We start from the raw sequence: 16,895 nt of genomic DNA, 5'->3' as shown, positions 1-16,895 counted from the left end.
CTCTCCGACACCGTCAGCCCAGGCTGACGGTGCTGTTTTAGCCTCATGTTAATTCGTGAAGAGGACTATTCTGTGTCACGTACAATTATGTTGATCCCCACTGGCACCAGCGTCGGCCTGACCAGCGTCAGCCTGGGTGTCATTCGCTCCATGGAGCAAAAAGGCGTTAGCCTGAGCGTGTTCAAACCTATCGCACAGCCACGTACTGGCGGCGACTCGCTCGATCAGACCACCACCATCATCCGCAGCAGCAACTCCACCATCACCGCAGCCGAACCGCTGCGCATGAGCTACGTTGAGGGCCTGTTGAGCTCCAACAAGCAAGATGTGCTGATGGAAGAGATCGTGGCTCGCTACCACGAAAACACCAAAGACGCAGAAGTGGTGTTGATCGAAGGCCTGGTGCCGACCCGTAAACATCAGTTCGCCAACGCGCTGAACTACGAAATCGCCAAAACGCTGAATGCAGAAATCGTCTTCGTACTGGCGCTGGGTAACGATTCCCCAGCACAGCTGAAAGAGCGCATCGAGCTGGCCCGCAGCAGCTTCGGCGGCAGCAAAAATAAAAACATCACCGGCGTAATCATCAACAAGCTGAACGCCCCGGTTGACGAACAGGGCCGCACCCGTCCTGACCTGTCCGAGATCTTCGACGACTCCACCAAGGCCAGCGTGACCAACGTTGACCCGGCGCAATTGTTCGCCAACAGCCCGCTGCCGATTCTGGGTTGCGTGCCGTGGAGCTTTGATCTGATCGCCACCCGCGCTATCGACATGGCTCGTCACCTGAAGGCCTCCGTGGTCAATGAAGGCGACATCATGACCCGCCGCGTGAAGTCTGTGACCTTCTGTGCGCGCAGCATCCCGCACATGCTGGAGCACTTCCGCCCAGGCTCACTGCTGGTGACCTCGGCAGACCGTCCTGACGTGCTGGTTTCTGCCTGTCTGGCCGCGATGAATGGCGTAGAAATTGGCGCCATCCTGCTGACCGGTGGCTATGCCATCGACGAGCCGATCAGAAAGCTGTGTGAACGTGCCTTCCAGACCGGCCTGCCGGTATTTATGGTCGACACCAACACCTGGCAGACCTCGCTCAGCCTGCAAAGCTTCAACCTTGAAGTGCCGGCGGACGACCATCAGCGCATCGAGAAAGTGCAGAACTACGTGGCCAGCCACATCAACGCCGAGTGGATCGAGTCTCTGACCGCCACCTCCGAGCGTTCACGTCGTCTTTCTCCACCGGCGTTCCGTTACGAACTGACCGAGCTGGCACGCAAAGCCGGCAAGCGCATCGTGCTGCCTGAAGGTGACGAGCCGCGTACCGTGAAAGCTGCAGCTATCTGTGCCGAACGCGGTATCGCAGAATGCGTGCTGCTGGGTAATCCGGAAGAGATCAAGCGCGTTGCTGCCGCTCAGGGCGTTGAACTGGGCAAAGGCATCGAAATCGTTGATCCGGTCGCCGTCCGCGAACTCTATGTGCCGCGTCTGGTTGAGCTGCGTAAGAGCAAGGGCATGACCGAAGTGGTTGCGCGTGAGCAACTGGAAGACAATGTGGTTCTCGGCACCCTGATGCTGGAAAAAGGCGAAGTTGACGGGCTGGTTTCCGGCGCGGTTCACACTACTGCCAACACCATCCGTCCACCGCTGCAGTTGATCAAAACCGCACCGGGCAGCTCGCTGGTATCCTCCGTATTCTTCATGCTGCTGCCTGACCAGGTTCTGGTGTACGGCGACTGTGCGATCAACCCGGATCCAACCGCTGAGCAACTGTCTGAGATCGCAATCCAGTCGGCCGACTCCGCCGCCGCTTTCGGTATAGAACCACGCGTAGCGATGATCTCCTACTCCACCGGCAACTCCGGTGCGGGCAGCGACGTTGAGAAAGTGCGTGAAGCAACCCGTCTGGCACAGGAAAAACGTCCTGACCTGATCATCGACGGTCCGTTGCAGTACGACGCCGCGATCATGGCTGACGTAGCCAAATCCAAGGCGCCTAACTCGCCGGTTGCCGGCCAGGCTACCGTGTTCATCTTCCCGGATCTGAACACCGGTAACACCACCTACAAAGCGGTACAGCGTTCCGCTGACCTGGTGTCCATCGGGCCAATGCTGCAAGGCATGCGCAAGCCGGTGAACGACCTGTCACGTGGCGCACTGGTAGACGACATTGTTTACACCGTGGCGCTGACCGCCATTCAGTCTTCCCAGGCTGATGAAGCGACAGCTAAAGCCTGATAGCCCCTGGGTTATGCGATAAAAAAAGCCGGTCAATTGACCGGCTTTTTCATTTTCAGTGACTAGTCCTGGCATAGGTTGACACTTTTATGCCTGTAAAACGCCTGATGCACTGCATCGGGCGTTTTGTATTTCAGCGACTGGTGAGGGTGCTCTCTGTTGTAAATATCTTGCCTGCTCCAGATCTGCCGGGCGTGACAGCAAAAACTCCGTTTTCAGTATTCCATTCACCCTTTCCGCCAGTGCGTTCTGATAACAGTCATAGCCATTCGTCATTGAGCAGATTAGCCCGTATCTTTCATGGACTGACTGGTAACTTGCTGAACAATATTGTATTCCACGGTCTGAGTGATGGATTAGCGGCTAGGTAGTTTTTCTCAGCTTTAAGGCCTGTTTTAGAGCCTGCACGACATTATCCGTACGCAGATCACTGTGCGCATGATGACCCATAATTTTCCTTGAGCAGGCATCCGTTATCAGGCTCAGGTAGACCATGCCACTCCGGGTTGGCAGATAAGTAATATCCGCCACCCATACCTGTTCTGGCCGCCTTACCACCACCTGTTCCGGCCCCGCCTTTAATAAATTGGGATGTCGCCGAAAACGGTAATGACTGTCCGTTGTTTTATGGTACGCCCGTCTGACAGGAACCAATAGCCTGCGTTCCTTTAGCAGGGAGAACAACCGGTCACGTCCGATATGTAATCCATCATCTGATTGTTTATTCAGCAGATAATGCAACTTACGGGTTCCGATACACGCCTGACGGACTCTTATTGCTTTAACAAAATCGACGATCCGGACGTCACGACTCCGCAGCTTACTGAGCCGTGTATTGTGTTGATACCAGGTCTGTCGGCTCTGCCCCAGGAATAGGCGACCCGGATAATGGTTATTTTTTGGGTCTGTTTTTGCGTGAGGACTTGCCTGGCCGCTTTTTTATGACGCTGATCCCATAGTCATTTTTCAGCACGTTAACGACGGCATCCAGGAACTCAGCCATTATCACGTTCTCCGGATCTAAGTCGAAAACGTGTCAACGCTATTTAGGACGGGTCACAGCTCACTCAGCGGTGTAACAACTGATTAGCCCTCGCCAGTGCATCAAAAGCTGCTTACCTCAACGAAAAGCCCGGTTTTAATTCTTTGTGAACTTGCTCATCCAATTATCCCAGATGGGAATCGGCTGGAGCTCATCCAACAGATAATCGATAAATGAACGAACCTTTGGGTTGCTATATCGGCTTGGAAAATAAAGGGCATAGAGTGCATGGGTATCGTGAGTCAATTTACCATCCAGTGCCAAAGGGACCAGGGTTCCCTGTTGTATCGAATCGCTTAGTAAATAGGTAGGAAGATAGGCAATACCTTGATCTTCAAGGGCAGACTTGAGCAAAACCAGACTGCTATTTGCTTGAATAGGGGTTCGTTTTTTTAACTGGTGTGTAACGCCCTGTTTATCGGTGCTTCTCTCTATAGGGGTTAAGCCCGGATAAGTCAGACAATGATGTTGAGGAAACTCTTGAACAGAGTTGGGCTTACCATATTTACTGAGGTAATCAGGACTTGCGCAATATGCCCAGTTAATGGTCGCCAATTTGCGCATAGCATAATTATCAGGGGGGGATGAAGAAACCCGTAATGCGATATCAACATTAACTTCATTAAGATTAACAAAATTATCATTAAGATCGATGTGAAAATCAACATCAGGGCAGTTTTTACGAAAGTGATTAACCAGCGTCACCAAGTGTGAATAACCAAATGCCATCGAACAGGTTATCCTTAATTCACCTTGAGGATGATTATAGTAGCCCGCAGTTGTGTTTACTGATTCATCAAAATCCAGCAACAGTTGCGTTGCCCTATTGTATAAATACTGCCCAGGTTCAGTAAGAGTAAAACTTCTTGTTGTTCTTTTCAACAAAGTTGTACCTAATTGATTTTCCAGCTGCGACAGGCTTTTACTCACCGCAGAGGGTGAGACATTAAGCTGTACTGCAGCTTCCGATAAGCCACCACACTCGACGATCTTGACCAGGATCTCTAGTTGTTTTAACGAGACTGGATTGCTCATTTTTTCCTTTCATTCACGAGTGATTTCATTAAATGGTACGAATGGCGTATTACATTCATTAAAATAAAATGTAATTATTAACTACGGAAACATTATACGTTTTTAATTTTAAATAAAGCACCAAATGGTGACCACAATCACAAAACAAAAAATCAAGAAAAATAGCAAATAAAAAAGTGACTTAAGTCACATGTGAAAAAATGATGAAAAAGGAATCAATATGTGGAAACATTTAGAACCTTACCGATCCTCGCTTATTCTATTACTCGCATTAACACTAGGGGGTGTATTAGGTATCTATGCACCTGAAATCGCATTGAAATTACAGTCTATAGGCAAAATATTCCTAAATTTATTATTTATGATTATTGTGCCATTGGTCAGCGTTAGCGTTATGTCATCGATTGCAGGCATGACGGACCTGAAAAAACTCGGGCGCATCATGGGAATTATCTTCGCCGTTTCCATTATGATGGCGCTGATACCGGCGGCAGGCATTGTTGGTTTAGCAACACTGTTTGATCCAGCACAGGGCGTCGTGATTGAGCTGACCGAGAAGTTCAACACCGGCGGTGGTGAGATGGATTTTGTCAGCATGGTTACCGCCAATGATTTTGTTGGATTACTGTCCAAATCCAACATCCTGGCGCTGATTATCATGTCGGTTATCGCCGGGATCGCCATTGGGCAATCCGGTGAGCAAGGCAAACGTATTTCCAACTCGCTGAACGATCTGAATACCGTCATCATGAAGATTGTGTCCATCATCATGAAAGCGGCCCCTATCGGCTTGGGCTGTTATTTTGCTTCGACTATGGCAAGCCAAGACTCACAGCTACTGCTCACCTTTGCCCGGGCTATTGGCCTATTTTTTCTGGCAACATTGCTGTATTACATTTTCGGCTCCATTTTCTATTCCTGGATTGGCGGCGGTGTCCCTGCGATACGCGCATTCTGGAAAAATGCTATCGAACCTTCAGCAACAGCATTGGGAACCTGCTCTTCCCTAGGAACTTTACCCGTCAATATTCGCGCCGGTAAAGCCATGGGTATCGACCCGGAAATCGTTGATATTGCCTTACCCTTATTGGTAAACCTGAATAAAGGCGGTGTGGCGATGATTGCCGCGCTGAAAATCGTTTTCATCTTTGCCGTGCTGGGATTGGACTTCACGATGGAGACCTTCTTCCTGACCATGTTAATCTCTGTACTTTCGGCGATTATTGTTGGCGGTGTGCCTGGCGGTGCATTCCTCGGTGAGATTTTCATTGTGACGACATTAGGATTGCCGTTGGAAACCATTCCCATGTTGGTTGTACTTGGCACCATTACTGATGCTCCTGCCACCTTGATCAACGTGATCCATGACTTAAATGCAGCGCAAATTGTTGAACGTTTTTCTGGTAAGAAATCGGTATCTACCGCAACTCAGATGAACGTCTCTTTAATAAAAGAAAAAAATGCCTCATAGAAATTCATTCGTTACCCATTGGATTAACAATCGAGAATAAGCAGGTAAATTATGACATCTAAAAAAATAGAAACTGCCTTGGTCACCGCGGGTCGTAAACCAAAATTTACCCAGGGTTCGGTAAACTCGGTAATACAACGCGCATCTTCATTAATTTTTAGCTCAGTAAAGGCGAAAAAACTGGCTATGGCTAACCGCACCAAAGGTGAACTATTTTATGGTCGCCGCGGCACCTTGACTCATTTTGCATTCCAGGATGCCATGACGGAGTTAGAAGGTGGCACAGGATGCTCTCTTTACCCTTGCGGTGCTGCCGCAGTGACAAATGCCATTCTGGCCTTTGTCGCTAACGGCGATCATATTCTGATGACGGGGGCAGCTTATGAACCCACTCAGGATTTCTGTAATAAGGTATTAGCACGATTGGGTGTGGCAACGACGTATTATGACCCACTGATAAGTGCGGGTATTGTCGATCTCATTCAACCCAATACCAAAGTGGTATTTCTTGAGTCACCAAGCTCCATCACTATGGAGATTCAAGATGTTCCCGGCATGGTAAAGGCAATCCGGGCGATTAATCCTGACATTGTGATCATGATTGATAATACCTGGGCTGCAGGCATCTTATTTAAAGCACTGGATTTTGGCGTGGATATCTCTATTCAGGCAGGAACCAAATATATCATTGGCCATTCCGATGCCATGTTAGGGACCGCGGTATCAAATACGCGCTGTTGGGATCAACTGCGCGAGAATTCTTATCTAATGGGACAAATGGCCGATGCCGATACGGCCTATGTTGGCAGCCGAGGATTGAGAACCCTGGGAGTAAGATTAAAACAACACGAGATAAGCAGTATCACCGTCGCAAAATGGCTGGCTAAACGCCCCGAGGTGGCTCAAGTCAATCACCCGGCGCTGCCCTCCTGTAAAGGGCACGAATATTATCTGCGGGATTTCACTGGCAGCTGCGGATTGTTCTCTTTTGTGCTTAAACAACGCTTAACCGATGAACAAGTTGCCCATTATCTGGATAATTTTGAGCACTTCGGCATGGCCTATTCATGGGGTGGTTTTGAATCACTGATCCTGGCCAATCAGCCTGAGGAACTCAACGAAATCCGCCCTGCAGGCAAAGTGGATTTCACCGGGACACTCGTGCGTGTGCATATTGGTCTTGAAAATATCGAAGACTTAATTGCCGATCTTGATGCGGGTTTTGCACGGTTGGAATAAAAACAGGATAGGATTAAGAGAAAGCCGGTCAATTGACCGGCTTTTTCATTTCTGAAGCCCCATCAGGCATTTTCATCGCTATCGCGTAGCGGTTTACCGTAGGCCTGTTCGTTGTTGCGCGTCAGCCACAGCGACAGCGCTTTCAGCGAATCTGGCGTGAATTCATCGCAGCGTGCGGTGATCTCTTCCGGCGTCAGCCAGCTCACCTCCGCCACTTCTTCTTCCTGCAGAGCAAACGGGCCGTGAGAAACGCAACTGAATAATGCGCCCCACACCCGGCACTGATCTTCTTCAAAGTAGAACAGGCCATGTTCGGCGAAAGGCACGCCGGCAATGCCCAGCTCCTCTTCCGCTTCGCGACGGGCGGAATCCAGTACATTCTCCCCGCTCTGCACCACACCACCCGCAGTGGCGTCCAGCCAGCCCGGATAGAAATCTTTTATGTCGGTGCGACGCTGCACCAGAATTTTTCCCATTCCATCATGCACCACAATATAGGTAGCACGATGACGCAGCCGTTGGGCACGCATCTGTTGGCGACTGGATTGAGCAATCACTTCGTTTTGCTCGTTGACGATATCAACCCACTCGGTATCTGCAGCCTGATCCTGTTCCGCCATCCTCTAAAACCTTCTATTTTGGCGCGATGCATCCCGCGCACTGGTTAATCAATGAGTGTTTTTCAAAGATTTTTATTGTGTGTGTATAAATTAGTGCGTTAATGCCACCTCTGCAACAGCCTTGCCGCCGAGCAAAGTGACCACACTTAAAACGCCGTCCTCCAGTATGCCATAGCTGGCAGGAAAGCCCCCTTTCGGAATGCTGACCGACCCTGGATTAAAGCAGTAAATTTCTCCCTGCCGTTCCGCCTGCGGCAAATGGCTGTGTCCGTAGACCAGCACATCACCGGCAGATAACGGCGGCAGTGCCGAGGGATGATAAAGGTGACCGTGGGTTAAAAACAATCGTCTTTTTTGTAATAGCACCTGCTGCCAAGACGCGGTGATAGGGAAGGACAGTAGCATCTGATCGACTTCACTGTCACAGTTGCCGCGAACGGCGATGATCTTGTCGCTATAGCGGTTCAATTGTTCGGCAACCTGCGCCGGTTGATAACCCACCGGCAGGGCATTGCGCGGCCCATGATTCAGCAAATCGCCCAGCAGGATCAGCCAGTCGGCACCGCTTTGTTCGAAACGCTCCAGCACGCTTTCGGTCGCGGGGAGCGAACCATGTATATCCGAGGCAAATAACAGCTTCATAACCTTGTCCCTGTTAAGGAAATAAGCCCTATTTTAGCGCGCTGGCACCGTGCGGCAAACCGCAGATGCGCCAGCAAAGCATTGTGATGCATCTTGTGGAGATAGCATCAGACGAATCTCACATAGCCTGCTATTCTTAGCTGCTATTGTTGGTAACCCTAGAGAAAGATCTCTGATATACCTTTGTGCGCGGCGAAGACCGCAACAACGTGTAATGACTTACAGATCACCTTACCGCAGGAGGCAACATGATTGACCTGTATTACGCGCCTACTCCCAATGGTCACAAGATTACCCTGTTTCTGGAGGAGGTTGGCTTACCCTACCGTATCCACCGCGTAAATATCAGTGCCGGCGACCAGTTCAAGCCGGATTTTCTGAGCATTTCACCCAACAACAAAATCCCGGCGATTGTCGACCAGCAGCCGGTTGATGGCGGTGCGCCGATCAGCCTGTTCGAGTCCGGCGAAATTCTGCTGTACCTGGCGGAGAAAACCGGCAAGCTGCTGAGCAAAGGGCTGCGTGAGCGCGCTGCCACGCTGCAGTGGTTGTTTTGGCAAGTGGCGGGCTTTGGGCCCATGCTCGGGCAAAATCACCACTTCAACCACTACGCACCACAGCCGGTGCCTTACGCCATCGAACGTTACCACCTGGAAACCAAGCGCCTGTATGCCGTGCTGGAAGCCGAGTTGCAAAAGCACCCCTATCTGGGCGGTGACAACTACAGCATAGCCGATATCGCGACCTATCCCTGGGTGGTGTCACACCCACGTCAGCGCATCGATCTGGCGGATTATCCGGCGGTGCGTAACTGGTTCGAACGCATCAGCAACCGCCCGGCTACCGAGCGTGCCTACAAGCTGGCTGAGCAGGGTTAAACTTCCAGCTCCCCGGCCTCCGGGGAGTTTCCCCTGACTCGTTATCTTTTCCCTACTTTCCGTGTATTCTGAGCACCAATAATCAGACCTGTGGAGACTCTCTGATGTCATTCAGTCAACCCGACGCCATTATTCGTATAAAAAATCTGCGGTTGCGTACATTCATCGGTATCAAGGAAGAAGAAATCAACAACCGTCAGGACATCCTGATTAACGTGGCGATCCATTACCCGGCGGATAAGGCGCGCGACAGTGAAAATATCGACGACGCGCTCAATTACCGCACCATCACCAAAGCCATCATCCGTCATGTGGAAGATAACCGCTTCGCCCTGCTGGAAAAATTAACTCAGGATGTGCTCGATATCGTGAAACAACACGCCTGGGTAACCTATGCTGAAGTGGAGATAGATAAACTACTGGCCCTGCGCTACGCCGACTCGGTTTCGATGACCATGAGCTATCGCCGGGCCTGAAAACCACAGTTTCAGGGAGAATCGACCATGCGGATCCTGATCACCGGTGCCACAGGATTGATAGGGAGCAGCCTGACGCAACGGCTGCTGGGCCTTTCTCACCAAATTACGGTGCTGAGCCGCAACGTGCAGCGCGCACGTGAGCAGTTCGGCGAGCAGGCCAGCTACTGGTCAACGCTGCAGGACCAGCCCTCGCTGGACGGTTTTGACGCAGTGATCAACCTGGCCGGGGAGCCGATCGCCGACAAGCGCTGGAGCAAAGCGCAGAAAGAGCGGCTGTGCCACAGCCGTTGGGATCTGACCGAACAGTTGGCCAAGCTGATTAACGCCGGCAGCGCGCCGCCCAGCGTGCTGATTTCCGGTTCTGCGATTGGCTACTATGGCGATCAGGGCCAGGCGGTGGTCACCGAAGACGAAGCCCCACACGACGAATTCACCCATCAGCTGTGCCAACGCTGGGAGTCTCTGGCTTTGCAAGCGCAAAGCGATGCCACCCGCGTCTGTTTGCTACGTACCGGCGTAGTGCTGGCGCCCAAAGGCGGTGCCTTGGCGAAAATGCTGCCGCCGTTCCGCTTTGGGCTGGGCGGCCCCATAGGCAACGGCCGTCAATATCTGCCGTGGATCCATCTGGAAGACATGGTCGACGGCATTGTCTATTTGCTGGAACACCAAACCCTGCAAGGGCCGTTCAATATGGTTGCCCCTTACCCGGTTCACAACGAACAGTTTGCCGCTCAGCTCGCCAACGTGCTCGATCGGCCGGCATTTTTACGCGTACCGGCATTCGCCATGCGTTTATTGATGGGGGAAGCGGCAGTATTAGTGTTGGGTGGGCAGCGCGCGGTACCGAGAAGGCTGGAGGAAGCCGGTTTTAGCTTCCGCTTTTTGGAGCTGGAACAGGCATTGGATGATGTGATTAATCAACGGGCCGAAACCCGCTGAAGGTCCGATCGGGGCCAGAAAGATCCGGCCCCGACAGGTCGCTATTTTAACGCGCCGGACAAGAACTGCTGCAGGCGAGCACTTTTCGGATTACCAAACAGCTCGGCCGGTGGCCCCTGCTCTTCGATCAGCCCTTTGTGCAGGAAGATCACGTGGCTGGAAACATGGCGCGCAAACTCCATTTCGTGGGTTACCACCACCATGGTTTTGCCCTCTTCCGCCAGCTTCTGCATGATACGCAGAACCTCCCCCACCAACTCCGGATCCAGCGCCGACGTCGGCTCATCGAACAGTAAAACTTCCGGCTCCATCGCCAGGGCGCGCGCGATAGACACACGCTGTTGCTGGCCGCCAGACAGGTGCACCGGGTATTTGCCGCGGGCCCGCTCGTCGATACCCACCTTATCCAAATAACGTATCGCGCGCTCACGCGCTTCGGTCTTGCTCAGCCCCAGCACCTGCACCGGCGCTTCCATCACGTTCTCCAGCACCGTCATGTGGCTCCACAGGTTAAAGTGCTGGAACACCATGGTCAGGCGGGTACGCAGCAGCTGCAGCTGTTTCTTGTCGAAGACCTTCAGCTGGCCGTCCTTGTCACGCACCATGCGGATATCTTCGTTGTTCAGGCTGATGGAGCCTTCACTCGGCTTCTCCAGGAAGTTAATGCAGCGTAAAAAGGTACTTTTACCGGAACCGGAAGACCCGATGATGCTAATCACATCCCCTGCGTTGGCCGCCAGCGAGACGCCTTTCAGCACTTCGTGTTCGCCATAGCGTTTATGCAGTTCGGTGACGGCTAATTTATTCTCAGACATAGTAGGTTCCCGTCATTATCAGTGATTAACGTGTGCCATCCAGCGCTTTTCCGCCTTGCGGAACAGGCTGATTAACCCGTAAGAGATGATCAGATACAGCACTGCCGCAATGCCAAAGGCATAGAACGGCTGGTAGGTCGCTGCGTTGATATCTCGCGCTATCTTCAACAAGTCCGGCACGGTGGCAGTAAACGCCAGCGCGGTGGAATGCAGCATCAGTATCACTTCGTTGCTGTAGGCCGGCAGTGCGGTGCGCAGCGCAGACGGCAAAATGATGCAGCGGTACATTTTGAAGCGAGAGAAGCCATAGGCATTGGCCGCCTCGATTTCACCGTGCGACACCGAGCGGATCGCCCCGGCGAAGATCTCGGTGGTATAGGCGCAGGTGTTCAGCGTCAGCGCCAAAATGGTGCAGTTAAGCCCGCTGCGGAAGAAGGCATTGAGAAAGTCCGTCCCGCGAACGATTTCCAGGCTGTACATACCGGAGTAAAACACCAACAGCTGCACATACAGCGGCGTGCCGCGAAAAATATAGGTGTAGAGCCAAACCGGGAAACGCACCCAGGTGATGGAAGAAACCCGCGCCACCGCCATCGGGATCGCCAGTAAACCGCCCATCACCACCGAGGAAATCAGCAGCCATAAGGTGACGGCAACACCGGTGAAACGGTAGCCGTCGCTCCACAGCAACGATTGCCAGTACTGTTGCAAAATTTCGATCATAGCTCAGCCCTCCGGACGCCCAGGGAATAACGCCGTTCAAGCCACAACAACACGCCATTGGAGACGGTAGTGAAAATCAGGTAAACCACCCCGGCGACGATCGCAAAGAAGAACGGCTGATAGGTGCCTTTACCGGCCAACTGAGTGGCTTTCACCACGTCATTCAGGCCCAAAATAGACACCAGCGCCGTTGCCTTCAGGATCACCTGCCAGTTGTTGCCGATGCCTGGCAGGGCAAAACGCATCATCGCAGGAAACAGAATGCGGCGGAAAATCTGCGAACCGGTGAAACCGTAAGCGGTTGCCGCCTCGATCTGCCCCTTCGATACGGCCATATAGGCACCGCGGAAGGTTTCAGTGAAATAGGCACCGTAGATAAACCCGAGGGTAATGATCCCCGCGCTGAGCGGATCAATATCGATTTGCGAGAAGCCAAGCAGTTCGGTGAGGTTGTTGAGCGCAATTTGCAGGCCGTAGAAAATCAACAGCATCAGCACCAGGTCAGGCACGCCGCGGATCAGCGTGGTATAGGCACCAAACAGCGTTGAAAGCAGGCGATTTTGGGAAAGCTTGCCACCGGCACCGATCAAACCGATCACCAGCGCCAGCAGTACGGAACTCAGGGCCAGCTCCAGCGTCACCAGAGCGCCCTCAAATATCAATTGGGAATAGCCTTGCAGCATTTACTTCACCCTGTCGTCATTGGATCCCGAACCATCGGGGCCGGCAAGCCAGCCCCGAAGTCACAACACGGAACGGTTGCGGCATTAACCGCCGTAGACGTCAAAATCGAAGTATTTCTTCGCGTACTTGTCGTAAGTACCGTCTTTACGCATTTCAGCAAAGGCTTTATCCAGCGCCGCCTTCAGTTCGGTGTCGGTCTTGCGCAGGCCCATGCCAGTGCCCACGCCGAAGAATTTGTCATCCTTCACCGATTCACCGGCAAAAGCATAATCCTTGCCTGGAGGCTGTTTCAGGAAGCCATCGCTGCCCGCCACTTCGTCCTGGAAGGCGGCATCGATACGGCCGGATGCCAGGTCGGCATACACCAGATCCTGGTTCTGATAAGGCACAACGGTGATGCCTTTAGGCTGCCACATGGCGTTGGCATAGGCTTCCTGGGTGGTGCCCTGCAACACGCCGACGCTCTTGCCTTTTAACGCATCCACGGTAGGCAACAGCTTGGAGCCTTTCGGTGCAATCAGACGGGCGTTAGCAGCGTACAGCTTGTCGGTAAAGGCTATTTCCTGCTGGCGTTTTTCGGTGATCGACAGAGAAGAGATGATGGCGTCAATTTTCTTCGCCTTCAGGGACGGGATCAGCGCGTCAAAATCGCTTTCCACAAAGGTACATTGGGTATTTATGCGTTTGCACAGCTCTTTGGCCAGATCGATATCAAAACCGACCAGCTCACCTTTGGCATTTTTGGATTCAAATGGTGCATAGGTCGGATCGGTACCTATCTTCAGCGTCGATGGTACCGCGGCAAATGCGCTGCTTGCTGCTGCTAAAGCCAAGACTAAAGGAAGAACCTTAACCAGCTTTTTCATAAATTACCCTCAAATTGATTTTTTGATGCCACTGCGGGCATTACTTTTCCACCAAATCAATTTGCAGTAATCGTGCCACATTTGTTGCTGTAGGCGGAGGGAACGGCTCCGGCCTTCACAAAACTGTTTCCTGGGACGATAACCGCAAAATTAAATCGGCCAGTGTTGGCCGCGCCACGGGCAATGGATAAATACCAGAGCCTTGAAACAGTGAGCGTGATGAAGTGGGATCATTATGGTGCATGCGCCGCCCTAATTCAGTGCGGTGTTGCACAAATGTGCCAAATTGGGGAGAAATTTGTTAATTCGTGCCTTGCCAGCGGGCAAATAAATCTTGCGGTAATTCAATGTCAAACTGATCGACCACCCGGTTGACGGTTTGATCGATAATGTCTTCTACGCTTTCAGGGCGATGATAAAACGCCGGCACGGGCGGCATGATCACCGCTCCCATTTCCGCCGCTTGGGTCATCAGGCGCAGATGACCGATATGCAACGGGGTTTCACGTACGCACAGCACCAACCGGCGACGCTCTTTCAGCACCACATCGGCCGCCCGCGTCAGCAGACCGTCGCTGTAGCTATTGGCGATACCCGATAAGGTTTTGATCGAGCAAGGTAAAATCACCATGCCGGCCGTTTTGAACGAACCGGAAGAAATACTGGCACCGATATCGCGTGAGTCATGCACCACATCGGCCAGCGCCTGCACTTCACGCAGGCTGAGATCGGTTTCCAGCGCCAGCGTTTGTCGTGCCGCGTTACTCATCACCAAATGGGTTTCCACCTCTGCGACGTCACGCAATACCTGTAACAGGCGCACGCCGTAGATTGCGCCGCTGGCGCCGGAAATACCGATGATGAGTCGTTTCATAAAGCTGGCCTCTGCCAAGGAAAAAATAGGATCAGGCAGACTTTGCCGCAATGGGGCTACATAAGCAAGTCAGGGAGGGATAATGCACCGCAGCGAGCGCCACGGTGCACTGTTTTGGTCAAGGCTAAGGCTTAGCCTTCGTTGTGCATTTCCAGATTTTCCGCTTCGGTCTGCCCACGCATTTCTTTGGCGTCGTCATTACGCAGCGATTCCAGATACTCGAGGTAGCTCTGGTCGACGTCTTTGGTGACGTAGATACCGTTAAATACCGAGCATTCGAACTGGCTGATGTCCGGGTTCTCTTCGCGCACCGCTTCGATCAGATCGTCCAGGTCCTGGAAGATCAAACCGTCGGCACCGATGATCTGGCGGATTTCATCCACTTCACGGCCGTGGGCAATCAGTTCGTTGGCGCTCGGCATATCGATGCCGTACACGTTAGGGAAACGGATCTCCGGTGCAGCGGAAGCCAGATAAACGCGTTTCGCCCCGGCGTCACGCGCCATCTCTACGATCTGCTCGGAAGTGGTACCGCGCACGATGGAATCATCCACCAGCAGCACGTTCTTGTCGCGGAACTCGGCACGGTTGGCGTTCAGCTTGCGGCGTACCGACTTACGGCGCGCCTGCTGGCCCGGCATGATGAAGGTACGGCCGACATAGCGGTTCTTCACAAAGCCCTGGCGATACGGCTTATCCAGGATACGCGCGATTTCCAACGCGATATCGCAGGAGGTTTCCGGGATCGGGATCACCACGTCGATGTCCAAATCTTCCCACTCACGGGCAATCTTCTCACCCAGCTTCTGCCCCATGCGCACACGGGCGCTGTAGACCGAAATTTTGTCCATAAAGGAATCTGGACGAGCGAAGTAGACATATTCGAACAGGCACGGGTTGGTTTTCGGGTTCTCTGCACACTGACGAGTGAACAGTTGGCCTTTATCGGTGATGTACACCGCTTCGCCCGGCGCCACGTCGCGCAGGAATTCGAAGCCCAGCGTGTCCAGTGCCACGCTCTCGGAAGCCACCATATACTCGTTACGGCCATCTTCCAGCGTGCGTTTGCCAATCACCAGCGGGCGGATGCCGTTAGGATCACGGAACGCCAGCAGACCGTGACCAATGATCATCGCCACGCAGGCGTAAGCGCCACGCAGTTGCTGATGCATGGCGGCAACGGCGGTGAAAATGTTGTCGGATTCCAGCGGATAATGTTGGAAACGGTCCAGCTCACTGGCCAGTACGTTCAGCAGGATCTCGGAATCGGAAGTGGTGTTGATATGGCGGCGGCCGCTTTCAAACAGCTTTTGGCGCAGCTCATGGGCGTTGGTCAGGTTGCCGTTGTGGGCCAACGTAAGGCCGAACGGCGAGTTGACATAGAAGGGTTGAGCCTCTGAGGCACTGGAGCTGCCAGCCGTCGGGTAGCGCACATGGCCAATACCCATGTTGCCCTGCAAGCGCTGCATATGGCGAGCCTCAAACACATCCTTCACCAGACCGTTGGCTTTACGCAGACGGAACCCATTATGGGCATCTATGGTGACGATGCCTGCGGCATCCTGGCCACGGTGCTGAAGCACCATCAACGCATCATAAATCGACTGGTTTACCGGCATAAAACCGGCGATACCGACAATACCGCACATGTTGTCTTTTCCTCATCAGCGCTACCGCCCCGGTAAATGGGTCGGCAAGAAACTCGACGTGCTCTGCAGGTAGTCAAAGAACCACCTGATGATGTAACTGAACTGGGGGATCAGCTGCGACTGTTTCCAGTCGGTACTTTGTGAGAAGCCGGTAAAGGTATCCAGGAAAAACAGTATCGCCGAAACGATCAACACGCCGCGCAGTGCGCCAAAACAGACGCCCAGCACCCGGTCGGTGCCTGATAACCCGGTTTTCTCTACCAGTGAGCTAATCACATAGTTAACAATAGCGCCTACGATCAGGGTCGCGATAAACAAGATGGCAATCGCGATGCCGTTTCGCACCAGTTCATCTTCAAAACGAGTGAAGTAGACTGCAAGGTAAGAGTAAAAATGGCTGGCAACAAAAAACGCACATCCCCATGTCACAAGTGACAATGCTTCGCGAACAAACCCTCGGATCAGGCTCACCAGAGCCGAAAATCCAATCACCGCTATAATGACGTAATCAATCCAGACCATGAACTATTCCAATGATGAATCGCCCCTGCATCCATTTCGCGGCGAATTCTAACAGAAAACGTAAACGTTTGCGTAGGGGTTTTCCTACCACGTTACAAATAAAAAACGGCGATAAAAAAATTCCCAATCGCCGCGCCTACATAGGCCATTTCAGCTACGAAAGGCACATTATTTTTAATGAT

General features: G+C 52.6%; 16 protein-coding genes and 1 pseudogene. 6 read left to right on the top strand and 11 right to left on the bottom strand.

Annotated elements, in window-relative coordinates:
- Positions 1-72 precede the first annotated feature (72 nt).
- Positions 73-2,235 carry a phosphate acetyltransferase gene (gene pta / locus OC597_RS17325; protein WP_262209744.1) on the top strand — a complete coding sequence of 721 codons (2,163 nt, stop codon included), beginning with the start codon at positions 73-75 and terminating at the stop codon, positions 2,233-2,235.
- Between the two features lie 62 nt (positions 2,236-2,297).
- On the opposite strand, the pseudogene OC597_RS17320 reads toward pta, so the two are convergent.
- Positions 2,298-3,235 (bottom strand): annotated as a pseudogene (locus tag OC597_RS17320) (IS3 family transposase); the annotation flags it as partial.
- A gap of 138 nt (positions 3,236-3,373) precedes the next feature.
- On the bottom strand, positions 3,374-4,312 hold the full coding sequence (locus tag OC597_RS17315) for a LysR family transcriptional regulator (protein ID WP_261285045.1): 939 nt from the start codon (positions 4,310-4,312) through the stop codon (positions 3,374-3,376).
- Positions 4,313-4,532: 220 nt separating this feature from the next.
- On the opposite strand from OC597_RS17315, the gene OC597_RS17310 reads away from it, so the two are divergent.
- Both OC597_RS17310 and metC read left to right on the top strand, forming a co-directional pair.
- Complete coding sequence (locus tag OC597_RS17310; protein WP_261258243.1) at positions 4,533-5,783, top strand: dicarboxylate/amino acid:cation symporter; 1,251 nt, start codon at positions 4,533-4,535, stop codon at positions 5,781-5,783.
- 51 nt (positions 5,784-5,834) lie between these two features.
- On the top strand, positions 5,835-7,022 hold the full coding sequence (gene metC, locus OC597_RS17305; RefSeq protein WP_410071723.1) for a cystathionine beta-lyase: 1,188 nt from the start codon (positions 5,835-5,837) through the stop codon (positions 7,020-7,022).
- Positions 7,023-7,084: 62 nt separating this feature from the next.
- Here metC and yfcD read toward each other — a convergent pair whose 3' ends face one another.
- A complete protein-coding gene (yfcD, locus tag OC597_RS17300; RefSeq protein WP_099061616.1) occupies positions 7,085-7,642 on the bottom strand; it encodes an NUDIX hydrolase YfcD in 558 nt (185 codons plus the stop codon).
- A gap of 90 nt (positions 7,643-7,732) precedes the next feature.
- Entirely contained in the window at positions 7,733-8,284 is a 552-nt protein-coding gene (yfcE, locus tag OC597_RS17295) for a phosphodiesterase (protein WP_112348840.1), read from the bottom strand.
- Positions 8,285-8,532: 248 nt separating this feature from the next.
- Between yfcE and yfcG the strand changes: the two genes are divergently transcribed.
- The 3 genes from yfcG (at position 8,533) to OC597_RS17280 (ending at position 10,580) form a co-directional block, all read left to right on the top strand.
- Positions 8,533-9,162: a GSH-dependent disulfide bond oxidoreductase gene (gene yfcG / locus OC597_RS17290; RefSeq protein WP_012146034.1), complete on the top strand. Its 630-nt coding sequence runs from the start codon at positions 8,533-8,535 to the stop codon at positions 9,160-9,162.
- 104 nt (positions 9,163-9,266) lie between these two features.
- Positions 9,267-9,638: a dihydroneopterin triphosphate 2'-epimerase gene (gene folX / locus OC597_RS17285; RefSeq protein WP_261258247.1), complete on the top strand. Its 372-nt coding sequence runs from the start codon at positions 9,267-9,269 to the stop codon at positions 9,636-9,638.
- A 27-nt stretch (positions 9,639-9,665) separates the two neighbouring features.
- A complete protein-coding gene (locus tag OC597_RS17280; protein ID WP_261258249.1) occupies positions 9,666-10,580 on the top strand; it encodes a TIGR01777 family oxidoreductase in 915 nt (304 codons plus the stop codon).
- Between the two features lie 41 nt (positions 10,581-10,621).
- On the opposite strand, the gene hisP is transcribed toward OC597_RS17280, so the two are convergent.
- The 7 genes from hisP to cvpA all read right to left on the bottom strand — a co-directional run bounded on the left by hisP (position 10,622) and on the right by cvpA (position 16,713).
- Positions 10,622-11,395 (bottom strand): histidine ABC transporter ATP-binding protein HisP, encoded by a 774-nt coding sequence (hisP, locus tag OC597_RS17275; RefSeq protein WP_085117811.1) that lies wholly within the window; start codon positions 11,393-11,395, stop codon positions 10,622-10,624.
- An 18-nt stretch (positions 11,396-11,413) separates the two neighbouring features.
- Complete coding sequence (locus tag OC597_RS17270; RefSeq protein WP_012146038.1) at positions 11,414-12,118, bottom strand: ABC transporter permease; 705 nt, start codon at positions 12,116-12,118, stop codon at positions 11,414-11,416.
- A complete protein-coding gene (hisQ, locus tag OC597_RS17265; protein WP_261258252.1) occupies positions 12,115-12,801 on the bottom strand; it encodes a histidine ABC transporter permease HisQ in 687 nt (228 codons plus the stop codon). Before hisQ ends, OC597_RS17270 begins: the two co-directional genes overlap by 4 nt.
- Positions 12,802-12,885: 84 nt before the next feature.
- Positions 12,886-13,668, bottom strand: coding sequence for a histidine ABC transporter substrate-binding protein HisJ (hisJ, locus tag OC597_RS17260; RefSeq protein ID WP_261258254.1), 783 nt, complete (start codon positions 13,666-13,668; stop codon positions 12,886-12,888).
- 301 nt (positions 13,669-13,969) lie between these two features.
- Complete coding sequence (locus tag OC597_RS17255) at positions 13,970-14,542, bottom strand: UbiX family flavin prenyltransferase (RefSeq protein WP_085117817.1); 573 nt, start codon at positions 14,540-14,542, stop codon at positions 13,970-13,972.
- A gap of 131 nt (positions 14,543-14,673) precedes the next feature.
- Positions 14,674-16,191, bottom strand: coding sequence for an amidophosphoribosyltransferase (gene purF / locus OC597_RS17250; protein WP_099061622.1), 1,518 nt, complete (start codon positions 16,189-16,191; stop codon positions 14,674-14,676).
- 21 nt (positions 16,192-16,212) lie between these two features.
- On the bottom strand, positions 16,213-16,713 hold the full coding sequence (gene cvpA / locus OC597_RS17245; RefSeq protein WP_012146043.1) for a colicin V production protein: 501 nt from the start codon (positions 16,711-16,713) through the stop codon (positions 16,213-16,215).
- Between the last annotated feature and the right edge of the window lie 182 nt (positions 16,714-16,895).

Origin of the sequence: Serratia proteamaculans (assembly GCF_946227095.1) — a bacterium.
Taxonomy (GTDB): Bacteria; Pseudomonadota; Gammaproteobacteria; order Enterobacterales; family Enterobacteriaceae; genus Serratia; species Serratia proteamaculans_E.
The sequence above is the reverse complement of the archived record's forward strand: the minus strand, read 5'-3'. Positions and strand labels throughout refer to the sequence as shown.

Bases quoted from the DNA above. Each gene is read 5' to 3' on its own strand.
- yfcD (WP_099061616.1), bottom strand. From the start codon at position 7,642: ATGGCGGAACAGGATCAGGCTGCAGATACCGAGTGGGTTGATATCGTC.
- hisP (WP_085117811.1), bottom strand. From the start codon at position 11,395: ATGTCTGAGAATAAATTAGCCGTCACCGAACTGCATAAACGCTATGGC.
- OC597_RS17310 (WP_261258243.1), top strand. From the start codon at position 4,533: ATGTGGAAACATTTAGAACCTTACCGATCCTCGCTTATTCTATTACTC.
- yfcG (WP_012146034.1), top strand. From the start codon at position 8,533: ATGATTGACCTGTATTACGCGCCTACTCCCAATGGTCACAAGATTACC.
- yfcE (WP_112348840.1), bottom strand. From the start codon at position 8,284: ATGAAGCTGTTATTTGCCTCGGATATACATGGTTCGCTCCCCGCGACC.
- hisJ (WP_261258254.1), bottom strand. From the start codon at position 13,668: ATGAAAAAGCTGGTTAAGGTTCTTCCTTTAGTCTTGGCTTTAGCAGCA.
- hisQ (WP_261258252.1), bottom strand. From the start codon at position 12,801: ATGCTGCAAGGCTATTCCCAATTGATATTTGAGGGCGCTCTGGTGACG.
- OC597_RS17280 (WP_261258249.1), top strand. From the start codon at position 9,666: ATGCGGATCCTGATCACCGGTGCCACAGGATTGATAGGGAGCAGCCTG.
- purF (WP_099061622.1), bottom strand. From the start codon at position 16,191: ATGTGCGGTATTGTCGGTATCGCCGGTTTTATGCCGGTAAACCAGTCG.
- folX (WP_261258247.1), top strand. From the start codon at position 9,267: ATGTCATTCAGTCAACCCGACGCCATTATTCGTATAAAAAATCTGCGG.
- metC (WP_410071723.1), top strand. From the start codon at position 5,835: ATGACATCTAAAAAAATAGAAACTGCCTTGGTCACCGCGGGTCGTAAA.
- OC597_RS17315 (WP_261285045.1), bottom strand. From the start codon at position 4,312: ATGAGCAATCCAGTCTCGTTAAAACAACTAGAGATCCTGGTCAAGATC.
- cvpA (WP_012146043.1), bottom strand. From the start codon at position 16,713: ATGGTCTGGATTGATTACGTCATTATAGCGGTGATTGGATTTTCGGCT.
- OC597_RS17255 (WP_085117817.1), bottom strand. From the start codon at position 14,542: ATGAAACGACTCATCATCGGTATTTCCGGCGCCAGCGGCGCAATCTAC.
- OC597_RS17270 (WP_012146038.1), bottom strand. From the start codon at position 12,118: ATGATCGAAATTTTGCAACAGTACTGGCAATCGTTGCTGTGGAGCGAC.